General features: G+C 67.0%; 6 protein-coding genes. 1 reads left to right on the top strand and 5 read right to left on the bottom strand.

All coding sequences use genetic code 11. The features are described from left to right. Window positions 1-74: 74 nt before the first annotated feature. On the bottom strand, window positions 75-6266 hold the full coding sequence (locus J2S76_RS17510; protein ID WP_307062457.1) for a cadherin-like domain-containing protein: 6192 nt from the start codon (window positions 6264-6266) through the stop codon (window positions 75-77). A gap of 415 nt (window positions 6267-6681) precedes the next feature. Between J2S76_RS17510 and J2S76_RS17515 the strand changes: the two genes are divergently transcribed. Beyond that, window positions 6682-7584, top strand: a complete 903-nt coding sequence (locus tag J2S76_RS17515; protein WP_307062459.1) for a LysR family transcriptional regulator — start codon at window positions 6682-6684, stop codon at window positions 7582-7584. Here J2S76_RS17515 and J2S76_RS17520 read toward each other — a convergent pair. From J2S76_RS17520 to J2S76_RS17535, 4 genes are all read right to left on the bottom strand, one after another. Next, window positions 7538-8890 (bottom strand): HlyD family type I secretion periplasmic adaptor subunit, encoded by a 1353-nt coding sequence (locus J2S76_RS17520; RefSeq protein WP_307062461.1) that lies wholly within the window; start codon window positions 8888-8890, stop codon window positions 7538-7540. The two genes, J2S76_RS17515 and J2S76_RS17520, sit on opposite strands and share 47 nt — an antisense overlap. After that, complete coding sequence (locus tag J2S76_RS17525; protein WP_307062463.1) at window positions 8887-10593, bottom strand: type I secretion system permease/ATPase; 1707 nt, start codon at window positions 10591-10593, stop codon at window positions 8887-8889. The genes J2S76_RS17520 and J2S76_RS17525 overlap by 4 nt, the downstream gene beginning before the upstream one ends. A gap of 213 nt (window positions 10594-10806) precedes the next feature. After that, window positions 10807-16794 (bottom strand): Ig-like domain-containing protein, encoded by a 5988-nt coding sequence (locus J2S76_RS17530; RefSeq protein WP_307062464.1) that lies wholly within the window; start codon window positions 16792-16794, stop codon window positions 10807-10809. Between the two features lie 280 nt (window positions 16795-17074). Continuing rightward, window positions 17075-17968 carry a LysR family transcriptional regulator ArgP gene (locus J2S76_RS17535; RefSeq protein WP_307062466.1) on the bottom strand — a complete coding sequence of 298 codons (894 nt, stop codon included), beginning with the start codon at window positions 17966-17968 and terminating at the stop codon, window positions 17075-17077. Window positions 17969-18099: the final 131 nt, after the last annotated feature.

Below are 18099 nucleotides of genomic sequence, written 5' to 3' on the forward strand. Positions count from 1 at the left end.
GTGGAGAATGCGACAAAGGCCGCCCAACCGGGCGGCCTTTGCTGTTTCGTGCAGCAGGGTTCGGCGCGGTTCGATCAGAGGATTGAGAAATCATCCGCATCGAGACGCGCCTTGGTCACGCCTTCCAGCAGCACCGTGTGATCGCCGCTGTCGTCAAGCTGGATCACCACGCCGTCCTCGCTGTCGATCATCGCCGCCAGAATGTCGTCGAAGGTCTCGAAGTCGAGGCCGGTGAACTCGAGCTTGTCCTGTCCGGCCCGGAAGTCGACGATCACGTCGTTGCCGGACGTCGCCGCGAACACGAAGGTGTCACGGCCGAGGCCGCCGCGCAGCATGTCGTCGCCGGCGCCGCCGATGAGCCGGTCATTGCCCGCCCCGCCTTCGAGCTGGTCATCGCCGGCACCGCCGTCGAGAACATCCTTGCCGTTGCCGCCAGAGAGCATGTCGTCGCCCTCGCCGCCGTCCAGACGGTCGTCGCCGAAGCCGCCCTGCAGCGTGTCCTCGCCGGCACCGCCCTTGAGAACGTCCTTGCCGAAGCCGCCATGCAGCGTGTCGTCGCCCTCGCCGCCTTCGAGCAGGTCGTCGCCGAAGCCACCGTGCAGCGTGTCGTCGCCGGCATCACCCTGGAGGGTGTCGTTGCCGAAGCCGCCATGCAGCGTGTCGTCGCCGTCACCCCCCTTGAGAACGTCCTTGCCGAAGCCGCCATGCAGCGTGTCGTTGCCCTCGCCACCGTCCAGCTGGTCGGCGTTTATGCCGCCCCGGATGACGTCGTTGCCGGCGTCGCCGTAGATCTTGTTCTGCGCGAACAGGCCGCCACGCAGCGTATCGTCCCCGGCGGTGCCGCGCGTCCAGCCCTCATGCGGGTCGGAGGACCCGCCGGCCGGCTCGACCGTCACCTTCACGGTGGCCGTCGAGGTGCCGCCCTTGCCGTCGGTGACGGTGTAGCTGAACGAGGCCTCGCCGGTGAAGCCCTGCGCCGGCGTGAACACCACCTTGCCGTCGACCAGCGCCACCGCGCCGCCGATGCCGGAGGTCACCGACGTGATGGCGAGCGTGTCGGCATCGGCGTCGGTGTCGTTGGCGAGCAGCAGCGCTGCCGCCAGCGTCGCGGCGATGCCCGCCTTGGTGGAGAAGCCGCTGTCATTGGCGGCGACCGGCGCGCGGTTCGGCTGGGCCCGCACCGCGACCGTCACCGTCGCCTTGTCCTGCCCGCCCTTGCCGTCGGAGACGGTGTAGCTGAAGGAGGCGTCGCCGGTGAAGCCGCTCGCCGGGGTGAACACCACCTTGCCATCGACCAGCGCCACCGTGCCATGCGTGGCCTCCTGCACCGAGACGATGGACAGCGTGTCGTTATCCGTGTCGCGGTCATTGGCCAGCAGGCTGGCGATCGAGGCGGTCACCGCCTTGTCCTGCAGCGCATAGAGCCGGTCATTTTCCGCCGAGGGAGCATGGTTGGGCGCGCCCGCGACCGTGATGCCGACCGTCGCGGTATCGCTGCCGCCCTTGCCGTCGGAGACGGTGTAGGTGAAGGAGGCGGCGCCGGTGAAGCCGGCCGTCGGCACGAACAACACATTGCCCGCATCGTCGAGCTTCACCGTGCCGCCCACCGCATTGCCGACCGAGAGAATGGCGAGGGTGTCGCCATCGGCATCGCTGTCATTGGCCAGCAGCAGTGCCGCGCTCAGGATCAGCGCCTCGCCGCCGGTGGCGGTGAAGCCGGTGTCGGCCACCGCGTCCGGGGCGGCATTGTCGCCCGGCTCGCCCGGCCCGTCTTTCGCCAGCGAGACCACCGTCACATTGTCGAACGACACGCCGGCGCTGTCCCAGGAGAACAGGCCGACCGTGCCCTTGCTCTGGGCATGGTCCTCGATGGCATAGGCAAACAGCGCCTGGCCGTCGACCGTGGCCTGGATCTGCCCGTCCTTCACCTCGACGCGCAGGTCGAACGCCTCGCCCGGCGTGTACTTGGCCGGGAACTGGTTGAGATATTTCTCGACGCCGTCCTTGACCTGGATGAGCTGGAAGAGGCTGCCCGCGCCATTGCTCGGGTTGCGGTCATAGTCGCCATTGGCGTCGAGTTCGAGCTTGTAATAATTGTTCGCGTCTTCGTAGTAGAACAGCAGGCCGAGCGCGCCATTGTCCGGGGTCTGGATGGTGGCCTCGACGGCATAGTCGGTCCACTCCTTGGCCGCCGGGTCGTTGTAGAGCGCATAGGTGCCCTTGCGCAGCACGTTGACGCCGTCGCCGAGCGGGCTCCAGCCGGTCTTCCACGGATCGGAATTGGACGCCCCGTTCCAGGTGAGTTGGCGGCTCTTGATATCGGTCAGCTGGACGAACTTGCCGCCCTGCAATTCCCACTGCGAGGCGGTGCCATTGGGCCCGATGCCGCCGGATTCGCCCTCGTCGACGATGGTCCATTTGCCGAGCGAGGCATTGGAGGCGAAGTCTTCCGCCAGCAGCACCCGGCCGGAAGCGACCGCATCGACCCGCACCGTGTCGGTGGCTGTCTTGCCGTTGGAGTCGGTCACGGTCAGCTTCAGGGCCTGCTCGCCAGTGCCGAGCGTGGCCTGGGCCGACTTGCCCTGCGCGACGACATTGCCCTGCGCATCGGTCCAGACATAGCTGACGATGTCGGCGAGGCCGTAGCTGCCTTCCGCATCGAGCGCCACCGTGACGTTGCCGTCGGCATCGAGGTCGAGCACGCGGATGTCGTCGCCGGCATGGGCGGCGAGCACCACCTTGTTGACGGCGACATTGTCGAACTGCGAGCTGCGCTGGTTGTTAGAGTAGAGGCCGACCGTGCCACCGGCGAGCGGGGCGACATCCACCACCGTGCCGAACACATTGTGCCCGTCGAGGAAAACGTTGATCTCGCCATCGACCACCGCCACCTTCAGGTGGAAGTCGCGGCTCCACGGCGTGCCGGCATGCTCGGTGGCGAGCACCGTTTCGGTGCCGCCGGAAACCTTGACGAGCGAGCGGGTGTTGGTCTCGGCATCGAGCAAGACCTTATAGTGGTTCTGCTCGTCCTGATAATAGAACACGACGCCGATACCGTCATTGTCCGTGGTCTTGAGCGTCGCCTCGAATTCGTAGTTCGACCAGGACTTGGCCGCCGGCTCGCCCCAGAGCATGAGATTATTGGCGGTGTCGGACTGCTCGAAGACGCGGCCTTCCAGCGCGTCCTGGCCGTCCGCGACCGTGTCGCGCGAGTTCACCGTGCCCTTGACGATAAAGCCGCCGACGCCGGCGCCGATGGTGGTGGCCGCCACCTGGGCATTGCCGAAATCATCGGTCATGGCCGGGGTGCTGAAGTCGATCTGCACCGAAAAATCGGTCGGCGCCGCGCTGACGATGCCGTCGGCCTTCACGCCGCCGAGCGCGGCGATCTCCTGGTCGGTGTAGAGCTTGTCGGTGAACAGGAAGTGCGAGACGTAGAGGTTCGAGGTCTCGCCGTCCTCGTCGGTGAACAGCAGCACACCCTTGCTGAGGTCGATCGTGTAGCGGTCGTCATCCATCGACTGGGTGCCGACCTTCACGCCGTCGACATATTTCGAGATGGTGACCTCGTCGCCCGTGTCCTCGATCTTGAACACCACGCGCTGCCACTGGTCATATTTGAACGCGCCGGTATAGACGCCGCCAATGCCGAGGCCGCCGGTGCCGTCGTCGCTGCTGCGCACGAACAGGTCGCCATCATTGGTGTTGGTGACGTCGGTCTGCAGGAACGAGGTGAAGCCGCTCGCGCCGTCCGAGGGGATCAGCACGTCATAGACCAGCGTGTAGCTCGACACGAGCGTGCCGGCGGGAACCGGCGAGGTCGGGGTCAGCAGCAGGCCCTGGCTGCTGGCGAGCTTGGGGATATAGGTGACGTCAGGCCCGTTGCCGCCGGCGGCGGGCACCGCCGGAACCTCGAAATCCTCCACCGAGTCGTAGCTGACCGGCAGGTCGCCCTGCGGCGCCAGCGTGCCGGTGCCGAAGCTTGGGGTGGCGCTGCCGGCGTTGAAGTCGAACTGCACCGAATTGGCGCTCGGCGCCGTGGCGACGATGCCGCCGGCCTTGGTGCCGCCGAGTGCCTGCACCTGCGCGGCGCTGAGCACCTTGTCGGTGACAAGCACACTGGAGACGTAGACCTCGCTGGTCTCGCCGTCATTGTCGGCGAACAGCATCAGGCCCTTTTCCGGGTCGAGCTTGTAGCGGTCGCCGCTCACCGTCTGGGTGCCGGCCAGCACGCCGTCGATATATTTCGACAGCGAGAGCGAGCCGTCCTCATTCTCGGTGTAGGTCACCGCCACGCGGTGCCAGGCGTCATAGCTGAAGCTGCCCTTATAGTCGCTGTTGGTGCCGAGGCCGGCGGTGTCACCGCTCTTCTTCAGGAACAGCTCGGCATCCGCATTGGTGCCGCCACCGTCGATCTGCAGCAGCGCGGTGTAGGTGCCCGCGCCCTCGGCCGGGACATAGATGTCCATCACCACCGAATAGGAGCCGAGCAGCGTGCCGCTGGCGGTGTCGAAATCGGCGGTGAGCTTCAGGCCCTGGGTCGAAGAGGCCTTCGGGACACGGGCGAAATCCTCCGCCACCGGGGCCACGCCCGGAAGGTCGGCGATGCCGAATTCGGCGGTCGTGCCGTTGGAGAAGCCTTCCGGCGTACCGGGGCGGGTCCAGCCTTCGGCATTGCCGTCGTTGAAATTGTCGACCAGCAGCGTATTCGAATTGGAGACGACGATCAGCACGTCGTCCTTGGAGACATGGCCGGCGCTGTCGGTCACGGTCAGGGTCAGCCCATGGTGGCCGGCGCCAAGCTGCAGCGTGGGCGTGGCCTCGGTGGCCACGACATTGCCGTCGCGGTCGGTCCAGACATAGCTCAGCCCCTGGTCATTGTTGGGGTTGAGGGTCCAGTCGCCGTCGAGCGTGACCTGCGCCTTGTCCTGGCCATTGCCGGCGGTGACGAACTGGTCGTTGCCGGCCTTGGCGATGGCGGGCACGTCGGGCGTGCCCAGCTCGACGCCGGTGATGGTTTCCTCATGGCCGCGATAGGGGCCGGTGAGGCCGTCGCGGTCGAGTTCGCCATCGCCGCGCACGCTGTCCATATAGTCGTCCAGCGCAGCGAAATAGGTCGAGGTGTAGACCGAGTTGTTGTCGGGATCGATGGTGACAAGCCGGATGGCGCCATTGCCGCCGGCGCTGCCAGAACCCTGCCCGGCATCGCTGGTGATCTCGCCCGACACGCCGTTCTGGTAGTTCACCATCATCTGGTAGACGGGATTGCCGAACTGGTCGTAGCTCACCAGCGTCTCGGCGGCGTCGCCAAAGATGTGGCCGGAGAAGGTGAAGGTGATGTTGGGGTATTTCTGCACCAGCTCGCGGTACATGGTCTCGCCGTCGGTGGCGCTTTCCGGCGAGTTGCCCAGGCCGTAATCATAGCCGGTGCCCTCGTCATAGAGCGGGGCGCCGGTGGCGTCGTGGCGGCCGGCCCAGGTCATGTAGGAGTGGGTGGTGAGGATGACGCGGTGGTCGAGATTGTCCTCGATCACCTCGCCCGCCCAGCGCAGCACATCCTCGCGCGCGCCGAATTCGAGGTTCAGCACCAGCCATTTGGTGCCATCGGCGCCGGTGAAGGTGGAATAGGTGTTGTTCGCCAGCGCGGCTTCCTGGTCATAGGTGCCGCCGAAATTCTCGCCATTGGCGTTCTTCAGGTCGTCGACCGAGAAATAGTCGTTGATCCGGCTCGCCTCGAAGCTTCCGGAAACGCCGTCATGATTGCCCAGCGTCAGTCCATAGGGGATCTTGCCGTCAAGGATGCTGAGCGCTTCCTTGGCATATTCCCAGTGGGTCGGGCTGTTCTCGGTGGTGATGTCACCGACATGGGTGACAAAGGAGATGTTGAGGCTGTCCTTGTTGTCCACCAGCCACTGGGTCATGCCCTTGAAGGTCTCGACGCCGCCCGCGTTGGTGTAGTCCTGCGTGTCGGGCAGCACGGCGATGGTGTAGGCGTTCTCGCCGGTGACGCGCACCCGGACACTGTCGGTAACGCTGGAACCGCCGGCATCGGTGGCGGTGATCTTCAGGTCGGTGTGGCTCAGCGTCTCCAGGAAATCGATGGTGAGCTTGCCGTCGGCGATGGTCACATTCGCCACCGAGGGGTCGCTGCTCTCGATCGTGTAGGTCAGGCCTTCGCCGGAAAACACCTCGTTCAGATCGATGACGCGGTCTTCCGAACCGCGCTTGGTCATGAAATCGAGAATGGGATTGGTGATGGTGACCATGAGCCTTGATTCCTGTTTTGCCGGCTAGCTTTCGGGCGGGCGCCTGCGCCACAGCGCGGCCCGCAGATGCCGAAAGCCACACCTTCAGCGACTGGTCGGCAGCAGTAAGCGGCGCACATGACAGGTTCTTAAAGCCGGGCCGGTGGCATCCATCTCAAATAACAATGCCCTGTATGGAGATAACCGACACGCGCGCCGTGCCTGTGCCGGAGCCCATGCGAAGGTTAGGAGACGCCAGACTTTCGGTAACAAGGCACCTGTCACAATTCGGAATCTTTTGTCGCGCTAAGCTGTCCTTCGTCATGTGTTCCCGCGCCCCCGATTCCCCCGTGCAGAACCGTTTGCCGATCTTCCGGCCACCGCAGCTGCCGGCTTCTCGGGGCAGGTTCTCATCCGCAGGAGGCCGCTGAGAAACATGTCGGTTACCCAGCTTCGCGCTTTCCATTTCGTCGCCGCAGCCGGCAGCTATTCCCAGGCTGCGCGCGGCATGGCGGTCAGCCAGTCGACCCTGTCCGGCCAGGTCCGCCAGCTGGAGGCGGCGTCCGGCATGGCGCTGTTCGAGCGCAAGGCGCGCGGCGTCACGCTCACCCCGGACGGGGAGGCGCTCTACAAGGTCACCTCGCGCCTGTTCGCCGCGCTCGCGGAGGCGCGCACCCTGCTCAAGAGCCGCACCAATGAGGGCGGGCGCCTGCGCATCGCGGCCGATGGCGTGGTGCATTCGCTGCCCATATTGCGAGCGCTGAAGCAGCAGCGCCCGCGGCTGGTGTTCTCACTGATCGTGCAGAACTCCGACAGCGTGATCGAGCAATTGCTGGAATACCGTGCCGATATCGGCATCACCGCGCAGCTGCCCACCGATCCGCGGCTGCATGTGCGCCCGCTGTCCTCGATGAAGATCGGCATCTTCCTGCCCGAGCGGCATCCCTGGACCGCGCGCACGGAACTGTGCCTGGCCGATCTCAGCGGCTGCCCTTTCGTGCTGCGCGAGCGCGGCTCGCGCACCCGCGAGGTGTTCGAGCAGAATCTGGCGCTTCAGGACATTTCGCTCGGGCCGATCCTGGAGGTTTCGACCCGCGAGGGGGTGCGCGAGGCGGTGGCCGCCGGCTTCGGCGCCGGCGTGGTGGCGGATCTGGAATTCGGCTTCGACACGCGGCTGCGCTTTCTTCCTCTGCGCGACGCGCCGATCGCCATCGACGAATATCTCGTCTGCCTCGACGAGCGGCGGCGGCTGCCCATCGTCACGGAGTTCTTCGCCTGCGCCGCCGCGACCTTCACTCCTCCCGCATCGCCCGCGCGATCTGGTCCCGAAGCGGCTTGACGAGGTAGCTCAGCGCCGTGCGCTCGCCGGTCTGCAGATGCACCTCGGCCGGCATGCCGGGCATCAGCTGCAGCCCGTTCAGCCGGGCGATCTCCTGCGCCGGCAGGGCGACCTGCGCGACATAGAAGCTGGTGCCGGCCTTCTCGTCCTTGGTGAGGTCGGCGGCGATGCGCGCCACCATGCCGGCCAGTTCCGGCGTGGTCTTCTGGCTGAAGGCGGAGAGCCGCACCATGGCCGGCTGGCCGATCAACACCTGGTCGATATCGGCCGGGTTGACATGGATCTCGACCACCAGACGGTCATGCTCGGGCACGATCAGCATCGCGGTCTCGCCGGGCGCGATCACCCCACCCACCGTGTGGGTGGCCAGTTCGTGCACCACGCCGGAAATCGGCGCGATCAGTTCCACCCGGGTCAGCTTGTCCTGCGCGGCGATGCGGCGCTCCTGCAGCTCGGCCCATTTGCCCTCGATCTCGCGCAGCTCCTCGATCACCTCGGCGCGCATGTCCTGGCCGATCTGGATGATCTGCAGCTCGGTCTCGCTGGTGCGCCCGCGCGAGCGCGCCAGCTCGGCCTGGAGCTGCCCGCGCTCGCCCTCGATGCGGACCTCCTCGCGCTGGAGCGAGCGCAGCCGCGTCAGCGGTGTCAGCCCCTTGCGGTGCAGCTCGGTGGCGCCGGCGATCTCCTCGGCGATATAGGCCAGCTCCGCGCTCTTGGCCGCGATCTGGGCGGAAAGGCCGGCAGCTTCGTCGACCAGCTGCTCGATGCGGGCGCGCAGTTGCAGCACCTGGCCTTCCAGCGCGGCGCGGCGGGACGTGAACAGGCTGATCTCGCCGTCGATCGCCCGGCCGGCATTCTCCTCCGCACGGCGCGCCAGCAGCGCGGCGGGGTAGTCGATGCTGCCCCGGGAATCGCGCTCGGCCTCCAGCCGGGCGCGGCGGGCGGCCAATTCCACCAGCTGGGTGTCGACCACGGCGAGATTGGCGCGGGTGACGGTGTCGTCGAGCCGCAGCAGCACGTCCGCCGCTTCCACCTTCTGGCCATTGCGCACGCGGATCTCGCCGACCACGCCGCCCTCGGGATGTTGGATGCGCTTGGCGTGGCTTTCCACCACCACCGTGCCCACCGCCAGCACCGCGCCGTTGAGCGCGGCGGTGGCGGCCCAGCCGCCGCAGCCCAGCACGAGGAAGAGCGCGACAATGAGCGCCAGCCACAAATGGCGGTTGACCCCGTCATCGGCCACGCTGGCCGCCGGAAGCAGGCGGGAGAGCCGCGCGCGCAGGCGGGTGAACAGGGTGTCGATCATGCGGCCACCGGCGTCTTGAGAACCTTGCCCAGAACCTGCTCCTTCGGGCCGAAGGCCTGCTGCTGGCCGGCGCCCATCATCAGCACGAGATCGACCGCCGCCAGCGCGCTGGGCCGGTGGGCGATGACGACCACCACCCGCTTGGCCTCGCGCGCCCACATGATCGCCCGCGTCAGCGCCGCCTCGCCATCGGCGTCGAGGTTGGAATTGGGCTCGTCGAGCACGATGAGGAAGGGCTCGCCATAGAGCGCCCGGGCCAGCGCTACCCGCTGGCGTTCGCCGGCGGAGAGCGCGATTCCGCCCTCGCCGAGGCGCGTGTCATAGCCGTTCGGCAGCTTGAGGATCAGCTCGTGCACACCGGCGCGCTCGGCGGCGGCGATGATGGCGGCGGGCGCGGCATCGGCGCGGAAGCGGGCGATGTTTTCCGCCACCGTGCCGTCGAACAGCTCGATATCCTGCGGGAGATAGCCAATATGGGCGCCCAGCGCGTCGCGGTCCCACTGTTCGATCGCCGCGCCGTCGAGCCGCACGCCGCCCTTGGACGAGGGCCAGGCGCCGACCAGCCCGCGCGCCAGCGTCGACTTGCCCGAGCCGCTATGGCCGATGACCCCGACCGCGCTGCCCGCCTCCACGGCGAAGGTCAGCCCGGCAATGGTCGCCTTGGGCTGGCCCGGCGGCGCGACGGCGAGCCCGGCGACATCGAGCCGCGCCTTCGGGGCCGGCAGCGGCATGGTCTGGGGCGCGGGAGGAAACTCCGCAGACAGCGCCGACAGCCTTGCATGGGCCTGCCGCGCCGCGATGAAGCCGCGCCAGTTGGAGATGGCGAGTTCCACCGGCGCCAGCGCCCGCGACGACAGGATGGAGGAGGCGATCATCGCCCCCGACGACGCCTCGCCCTCGATCACCAGCCAGGCGCCGGCCGCCAGCATCAGCGATTGCAGCAGGAAGCGGAACACCTTGCTCAGCGCGGAGAGGTCGCCCGCCACATTCACCGCGCGCTGGTTGTCGCCGAGATAGGCGGCATGGGCCTCGAACCAGCGCGCCCGCATGGTCGCGGTCAGCCCCATGGCGGTGATGGTCTCGGCATTGCGGCAATAGGTTTCCGCCAGCCCGTTGCGGGTGGAGGAGCGGCGGGCGGCGATGCGGGTGGGCGCCCGTGTGGCGAATTCGGTGATCAGCATGAAGGCGCAGAGCACGAGGATGCCGGCGAGCCCGACCAGCCCGAACACCGGGTGGAACAGGAACAGCACGCCGAGATAGAGCGGCATCCAGGGCAGGTCGAAAATCGCGACCGGACCCTGGCCCGAGAGGAACTGGCGTATCTGGTCGAGATCGCGCACCGGCTGCTGGCCGTTGCCGTCGCGCCCGCGCTTCAGCACGAGGGCGGACATGAGGTCGAAGGAAAGCGGGCGCAGCTTCGCATCGAGCCGCATGCCCAGCCCCACCAGCACGCGGGCACGCAGCAGGTCGAGCACGCCCTGGAACGCATAGAGCACCATGGCGAGCACCAGCAGCGCCACGAGGGTGGGCAGGCTCCGGCTCGCCAGCACCCGGTCATAGATCTGCAACATGAAGAACGGGCCGGTCAGCATCAACAGATTGATGACGCAGCTCAAAGCGCCGATGCCGACCAGAACGCTCCGGCAGGAGGCGAAGGCGGCGGCGACGGGCGAGGCTGATGATGGGCCGCTCATTGCTTTCATGAACCTGGCACTCTTTGGTCAACCGTTCGGACCGGCCAGAGGGCCGATCACGCCGTCCTTAGTGCTCCGGGCTGACAGATGCGTGACGCACGCACCATCCAGGCCGGCCGGCGACAGACGCCGGTACTGGGCGGGGGAAGCCCCCGCCGGCGGCGCTTGGGCCGCCGGCGGGGCCGGGTTGGAACCGCTCTGGCGCGGTGGGGACGGGAGGGCTCAGACGAAGGCGAAATCGTCGGCGCCGAGACCGCTACGGGTGGCGTGCTCGATGAGCACATAGTTGTCGCCGCTCGCATCCAGCTGGAGAACCACGCCGTCCTCCGTGTCGACCATGGCCGCCAGCACCTGGCTGAAGGTCTCGAAGTCGAGCCCCTGCAGCTCGATGCTGTCCTGGCCGGTCCGGAAGTCGGTGATGATGTCCGCGCCGGAATTGGCGCCGAACACGAAGACATCGCGGCCGATGCCGCCCGACAGAACGTCCTCGCCCTCCCCGCCTTCAAGGCGGTCGCGGCCGAGGCCGCCCTTCAGCTCGTCGTCGCCGCTGCCGCCGTCGAGAGCGTCATTGCCGATGCCGCCTTCGAGGACATCCTCGCCGTCCCCGCCTTCAAGCGTGTCGCTGCCGATGCCGCCGCGAAGCTCGTCGTCGCCGTCGCCGCCTTCGAGCCGGTCATTGCCGATCCCGCCCTCGAGCACGTCATCGCCGGCACCACCGGCAAGCCGGTCATGCCCGATGCCGCCGCGCAGGAGGTCCGAGCCCTCGCCGCCATCAAGCTGGTCGTCGCGAAGGCCGCCGCGAATTGTGTCGTCGCCGGCGTCGCCGAAGATGCGGACGCTTGTCGTGGACGGGCCGCCGAGCACGTCATCACCCGCCGTGCCGTGCTGCCAGCCCTCATGGCCGGGCTCGTCGACCTCCGGCGCCTCGACCGTCAGCGTGACGGTCGCGGTCGAGGTGCCGCCCTTCCCGTCGGCGACCGTGTAGGTGAACGAGGCCGCGCCCTCATAGCCCGCTGCCGCCGTGAAGACGATCTTGCCGTCGACCAGCGCCACCGAGCCATGGGTCGCGCCCTGCACCGAGAGGATGCTGAGCGTATCGGCGTCGGCATCGGTGTCGTTGACCAGCAGCGCCGCGGCCGCCAGCGAGAGGGCAAGGCCCGCCGTCACCGTGAAGCCGCCGTCATTCTGCGCCACCGGCGCGGTGTTCGGGCGCGGCTGGACGTTGACCACCACCTTCGCCGTGTCCTGGCCGCCCTTGCCGTCGGAGACGGTGTAGGTGAACGAGGCCGCCCCGGTAAAGCCGTCGGTCGGGGTGAACACCACCTTGCCGTCGACCAGCGCGACGGTGCCGTGGGTCGCGCCCTGCACCGAGACCAGGGTCAGGGTGTCGCCATCGGCGTCGGTGTCATTGGCGAGCAGGCTGGAGGCCGCCAGCGTCACCCCCGCCTCTTCCAGCACATAGAGCCGGTCGTCGAGCGCGTCGGGGTGCCGGTTGGCCGCGGCCTCCACATTGAGGGTGACCGTGGCCTTGTCCGTGCCGCCCTTGCCGTCGGAGACGGTGTAGCTGAACGAGGCCGTGCCGGAGAAGCCGGCGGTCGCCTTGAACAGGACGTTGCCGGCATCGTCGAGTACCACCGTGCCGCCAATCGCGTCCTGCACCGAGACGATAGCGAGCTCATCGGCATCGGCATCAAGATCATTGGCGAGCAGCAGAGCGGCGGCCAGCATCAGCGAGGAACCCGCCGTCACCGCGAAGCCGTTATCGTTCGCCGCTTCCGGCGCGGCATTGTCGCCGGGCTGCACCGGCCCATCCGCCAGCGACACCACGCTCAGATTATCGAACGCGACGCCCGCGCTGCCCCAGGAATAGAGGCCGACCGTGCCGGCATCGAGATTGTGGTCCTCGATGTCATAGGCAAAGACCGGCTCGCCATTGACATAGGCCTGCATCTTGCCGCCGGCGGTGTCGACGCGCAGATGGATCGGCTCGCCGCTGATATAGCGGCCCGGCACCTGGGCGAGGGTCTTCTCATAGCCGTCGACCATGCTGCGCAGCTGCCAGAGGCCGCCTTCGCGGTCGAGTTCCATCTTGTAGTAGTTCTGCGGGTCCTGGTAGTGCAGCAGGATGCCCAGGCCGTCATCATCCGGGGTCACGATGGTGACCTCGACCGAATAGTCGCTCCATTCCGCCGCTTCGGGCGCGTTGTAGAGGGCATAGGTGCCCTTGCGCAGCGCGTTGTAGCCATCGCCCAGCGGGCTCCAGCCACGGTTCCACGGGTCGGGATCGGAAGCGTTGCCATTGGAGATGAGCTGGCGCGAGTGAATGTCCGACATCTGGAACAGCTTGCCGTCGCGCAGCTGCCAGTCGGACGCGCCACCCAGCGTGCCCTCGTCGACAAGAGTCCAGCCGGCGAGCGTGCCGCCCGTGAAGCCCTCGCTCAGCAGCACCTTGTCGGCGCCGACGACATCGACCTTGACGTAGTCGCGGGAGATCTTGCCGGCGGCGTCGGTGACCTCGAGCGTCACGCCCTTGGTGCCGACGGGGAGAGAGAGGGTCGCCTGCTTGCCGGTGCCGATCTCCTCGCCATCGAGCAGCCAGCGATAGGCCACGATGGCCGCCGGCCCGAAGGAGCCGGAGGCCGAAAGCGCGACCGTGGCGACGCCGTCGCCATCATGGTCGATGCTGCGCATGTCGCCGGCACCGTGCGCGGCCAGCGCCACCTCATTGACCGCGACATTGTCGAAGATCGCGCTCTTCTGGTTGCTGGAGAGCACGCCGATGGTGCCGGCGGCGAGCGGCGCGCTGTCGATCACCGGCCCGCCGAAGACGTTGGTGTCGTCGAGCAGCACGGTGATCGCGCCATTCACCACGGCGACACGCAGTTCCATCTCGTCATTGAAGCGGTAGCCGCCCGTGGCCGAGGCGAGCACGGTCTCGACGCCGTCCTGCACCTTGATCAGCTGGCGGGAATAGCTCTCGCCGTCCAGTTCGAGCCGGTAATAATTGTTCTCGTCGGTGTAGTAGAACACCGTGCCGATCACATCGTCGTCGGTGGAGCGGATGGTGACGTCGAAGACATAGTTTTTCCACGCCAGCGCGGCGGGATCGTTCCACACCAGAACCTTGTCGGGATTGTCCTGCGAGTAGTAGAGCGCACCTTCCGGGGCGTCGATCGAGGCATCGTCATCCCTGCGCGAATGAACGCTGCCTTTCACCTTCCAGAAGCCGGTGTCGGATTCGTCCAGGAAGTCGAGCTGGGCATTGCCGAAGGTGGCGTCGAGGTTGCCGGAGAGGTCGAACTGCGTGGTGTTCGCGTCCGGCGCCTGCGTGAAGATGCCGCCGGCCTTGGCACCGCCGAGCGCCGCGATCTGCTCGGCCGAGAGCACACCCTCGGTGAACGACACGCTGTTCACATAGGCGTCGGACATTTCGCCGTCCTCGTCGGCGAACAGCAGGAAGCCCTTCTCGCCATCGAGCTTGAAGCGCTCGGCATCCACGACCCGCGAGCCGATGAGCGTGCCGTTCAGATATTTGCTGAGGGTGACGGTGCCGTCCGAGCCCTGGTCCACCACCAGGGCGATGCGCTGCCACTCGCCATAGGCGAAAGCGCCGTCATAGCCGCCACCGCCGAGCTCGGCCAGGCCGGTACCGTTGTTGCGGCGGATGAACACGTCGCCGTCGCTGGTGTTGCTCGGGTCGGTCTGCAGCAGCGAGATGTAGCGGCCCTGGCCGGCGGGGACCAGCACGTCCATGACGAGGCTGTATTCGGTGATGACGTCGTCATCGCCGGCCGGCGTCACCACGAAGCCCTGCTTTTCCTTCGGCGCGGGGAAGAACATCACCTGGTCGTCGCCGCCCGGGAGGCCGGGAATGCCGTAGGAGGCCGCCGTGCCGAAGGTGGTCAGCGCCTCCAGCGCGTCGCCCTTCTTGTCGACGATGGTGATCGTGCCGGCGCCGAGGCTGGCGGCCATGTCGCCATTGAAATCGAACTGCACGGTGCGCCCGTCGCTCACGGCGGAGAGCGGTCCGGCGGCCTTGGCGCTGCCCATGTCGGCGATCTCGCTGGCGCTGAACACGCGGTCGGAGAACACGACGCTGTTGAGATGCCCGTAGCCGCTTTCGCCATTGTCGTCAGCGAGCAGGTAGAAGCCGCCCTCGCCGTCGATCTTCAGGCGATCCATCGCCACCACCTGCGAGCCGACGAAGCTGCCGTCGATATATTTGCTCAGCGTCGCGGTGGCGTCGTCGATCTTCTCGACGGTCAGCGCGATGCGGTGCCACTGGCCATAGGTGATGGTGCCATGGGCGCCGCGCAGGATTTCCAGCGTGCCGGTGCCGTTGTTCTTGTTCTCGATGAAGATGACGCCGTCCTCGGCGTTTTCGAGGTCGTTCTGGAACAGCGAGAAATAGGTGCCCTGGCCGTCATAGACCATCAGGTCCATCATCAGCGTGTAGGATTCGAAGTCGTCGCCGGCGGACGGCTCGAAATCCGGCTGCACATGGTAGTATTGAGTGCCTTCGAGCGGGGGGAAGGAGAGCACGCCGGCATCGCCGCCCGCCAGCGCCGGAGCGCCGGCCTGCGAGGCGGTCTCAAGCAGGGTCGTGTTCGTCAGCAGCGGCCGGACCGTGGTCCAGCCGCGAGCATCGCCATCGTTGAAATTGTCGACCAGCAAGGTGCGCTCGCCGCTGACGACGACGCGGATCTCGTCGCGCGTCACCACGCCGGCGCGGTCCTCGACCTCAAGCGTCAGCTTGTGGCTGCCGACCTCAAGGGAGACGGTCGGCTTCTGGCCGGTGGCCACCACCTGGCCGTCCTTGTCGAGCCAGCGATATTCGACGATCGCATCGCCCGGGTTGCGCGAGGCGCTCGCATCGAGCACCACCGCGCCCTCGTCAGCGCCGGCCGTGGCGGTGGCAAAGATGTCGTCGCCGGCATCGGCCAGCGCCTGCGGCGTCACCGGGCCGAGATCGAGCCCGTCGAGTACCTGGTCGTGCTCCTTATAGTCGCCCTGCAGCTCGCCTTCGGTGCGCCCGCCGGTGAGGTAGCTGTCAAATTCGGTGAAATAGGTCTCGGTCGAGATGGTGCCGGCTTCCGGGTCGACCACGACCAGGCGAATGGCGCCATTGCCGCCGCGCCCGCCATTGATCTCGTTGGCGACGCCGTTCTGGTAGTTCACCAGCATCTGGTGAACCGGCTGGCCATACTGGTTGTAGCTGGTCACGGTTTCGGCGCCGTCGCCGAAGATGTGGCCCGAGAACGTCATCGCGACATTCGGGTACTTGCTGGCCAGCTCGCGCCAGATGGTCTCGCCGTCATTGGGATTTTCGAGCGTGTTGCCCATGCCGTAGTCGTAGCCGGTGCCCTCGTTGAACAGCGGCGAACCGAGCGGATCATGCCGGCCGGCGAAGTTGGTCATCGAGTGGTTGGCGATGATGACGCGGTGATCGGCATGCGCCTCGATGACATCGCCGGCCCAGCGCAGCACGTCGTCGCGCACGCCGAATTCCATCGACATGACAAGCCACTTGGTGCCGTCAGGCGCGGTGAAGGTGTGGTAGTTGTTCTTGGAGCTTTCCGGCTCCTGGTCATAGACGCCGCCAAAGGTGGGGCTGGTGGCGGCCTGCTTCTCCGGCGAGAACAGGTCGTCGAGATAGACCGAGCTGTGGTCGTTGGCTCGGCCCTGGTCGCTCTGGTCGTGGTTTCCCGGCAGCAGCGAATAGGGGATCTTGCCGTCGAGCTTGCGCAGCGCCGCCTCGGCGATCGCCCAGTTTTCCGCCGTGTTGCGCTGGGTGATGTCGCCGACATGGATGGCGAACTCGATGCCCAGGCTTTCCTGGTGATCGACCAGCCATTGGGTCATGTCGCCGAAGATGTGGTTGAGGTCGGCGTTGGACGTGTAGTCCTGCGTGTCGGGCATCACCGCAATGGTGAAGGCGCTCTCGCTGGCCACGCGTACGCGGACATTCTCGACCGCCGTGGCGCCGTTGGCATCGGTCGCGGTGATCTTGAGATCGGTGTAGCCCAGCGTCTCAAGAAAATCGATGGTCAGTTCGCTGCCCTCGATCCGGACCGCGGCGACCGCGGGGTCGCTGCTCGCGATCGTATAGGTGAGGCCGCTGCCGCCGAACACGCCGTTCAGATCGATGACACGATCTTCCGAGCCGCGCGTCGCCATGAAGTCGAGGATTGGGCTGACGATGCTGGTCATTGATTTCAATTCCCATTGTATACGCGCCGCCTGGAGCGCATTGCATGGGCATTTGAAGTAGTTTTCCCTCGTGACAGATTGTTGAATAACTTGGGATCCGCGCCATTCCTATAAACAATGGGCGGTATCGACATTCTCGATAAGACCGACATTCTGCTGTATCGATAGCCGGCCCAGAAGCTGGACTGGCGGGAGAAAGCACAACCCGCGGTAAGGCGAGCGCCCTTTAGGGAAACGTTCAGCGTGAGATTCCGGCGCGGCCGAGGCTCACGCCGCGCCGTCAGCGGCCGAGAACCGCCCCGGCCGCCGCACACACGGCCTGCGTCAACTGGCGCAGCGCGCGGGTCTCGAGGCGGATCACCGTCCAGTAGAGCGGCACATCGACCCGCTGGCCCGGCACCAGTTCGACCAGGCGGCCGGCAGCGAGAGCGGCGTCCACCATCATTGTGGGGTGCAGGCCCCAGCCCAGCCCGACCCGCGTCATGTCGAGAAAGCCATGGGTGGACGGCACCCAATGGACCGGGCCGAGCTGCTCGGTGCCCAGCGCCGCCCGTGCCCAGCGCGCCTGCAGAAAATCCCGCCGGTCGAAGCGCAGGCAGGGCGCCTCTTCCAGCGCCTCGGCGGTGACGCCGCGTGGAAAGTAGCGCGCGACAAAGTCCGGGCTGGCGCAGGCGGCGTAGCGCAGCGCGCCCAGCGACAGGGTGCGGCAGCCCTGCACCGGCTCCCGCTCGGCGGTGACGGCGGCCAGCACCTCGCCGGCGCGCAGCCGCGTAGCGGTGTGCGCCTCATCGTCGAGGGCGAGATCCAGCGACACCTGCGCCACCCGCCCGAACGCGGCGGCGGCGGCCGGAAACCAGGTAGCGAGGCTGTCGGCATTCACCGCCAAAGGCAGCGTCAGCCGCTCGCCCGTGCCGGCGGCCGTGCGGCCCAGCACCGGCGCCAGATCATGCTCCAGCAGCCGCACGCGGTCGAGATGGGCGCAGAGGCTGCGGCCGAGCTCGGTCGCCTCGCAGGGCTGGCCGCGCACGATCAGGATCGCCCCGAGACGCTCCTCAAGCCCGCGCACCCGCTGCGACACGGCCGAAGGGGTGATGGCGAGCGTGGCGGCGGCGCGTTCGAACGAGCCTTCCCGCACCACGGCGGCGACAGCGACAAGGGCGGGGTAATCCAGCATGAATGAAGTTTTGCTTCATCAACCTTAGAAGAACAAGTTTTACTTCGGCTTCGCCGCGCGCCATCACGCCGGCATGACACACTCCCTCCTGCCCCAGTTCCTCCTGCCCCAGTTCCTCTTGCCCCAGTTCC

The organism is Ancylobacter vacuolatus, assembly GCF_030813595.1.
Taxonomy (GTDB): Bacteria; Pseudomonadota; Alphaproteobacteria; order Rhizobiales; family Xanthobacteraceae; genus Ancylobacter; species Ancylobacter vacuolatus.

Bases quoted from the DNA above. Each gene is read 5' to 3' on its own strand.
- J2S76_RS17515 (WP_307062459.1), top strand. From the start codon at position 6,682: ATGTCGGTTACCCAGCTTCGCGCTTTCCATTTCGTCGCCGCAGCCGGC.
- J2S76_RS17520 (WP_307062461.1), bottom strand. From the start codon at position 8,890: ATGATCGACACCCTGTTCACCCGCCTGCGCGCGCGGCTCTCCCGCCTG.
- J2S76_RS17535 (WP_307062466.1), bottom strand. From the start codon at position 17,968: ATGCTGGATTACCCCGCCCTTGTCGCTGTCGCCGCCGTGGTGCGGGAA.
- J2S76_RS17525 (WP_307062463.1), bottom strand. From the start codon at position 10,593: ATGAAAGCAATGAGCGGCCCATCATCAGCCTCGCCCGTCGCCGCCGCC.
- J2S76_RS17530 (WP_307062464.1), bottom strand. From the start codon at position 16,794: ATGACCAGCATCGTCAGCCCAATCCTCGACTTCATGGCGACGCGCGGC.
- J2S76_RS17510 (WP_307062457.1), bottom strand. From the start codon at position 6,266: ATGGTCACCATCACCAATCCCATTCTCGATTTCATGACCAAGCGCGGT.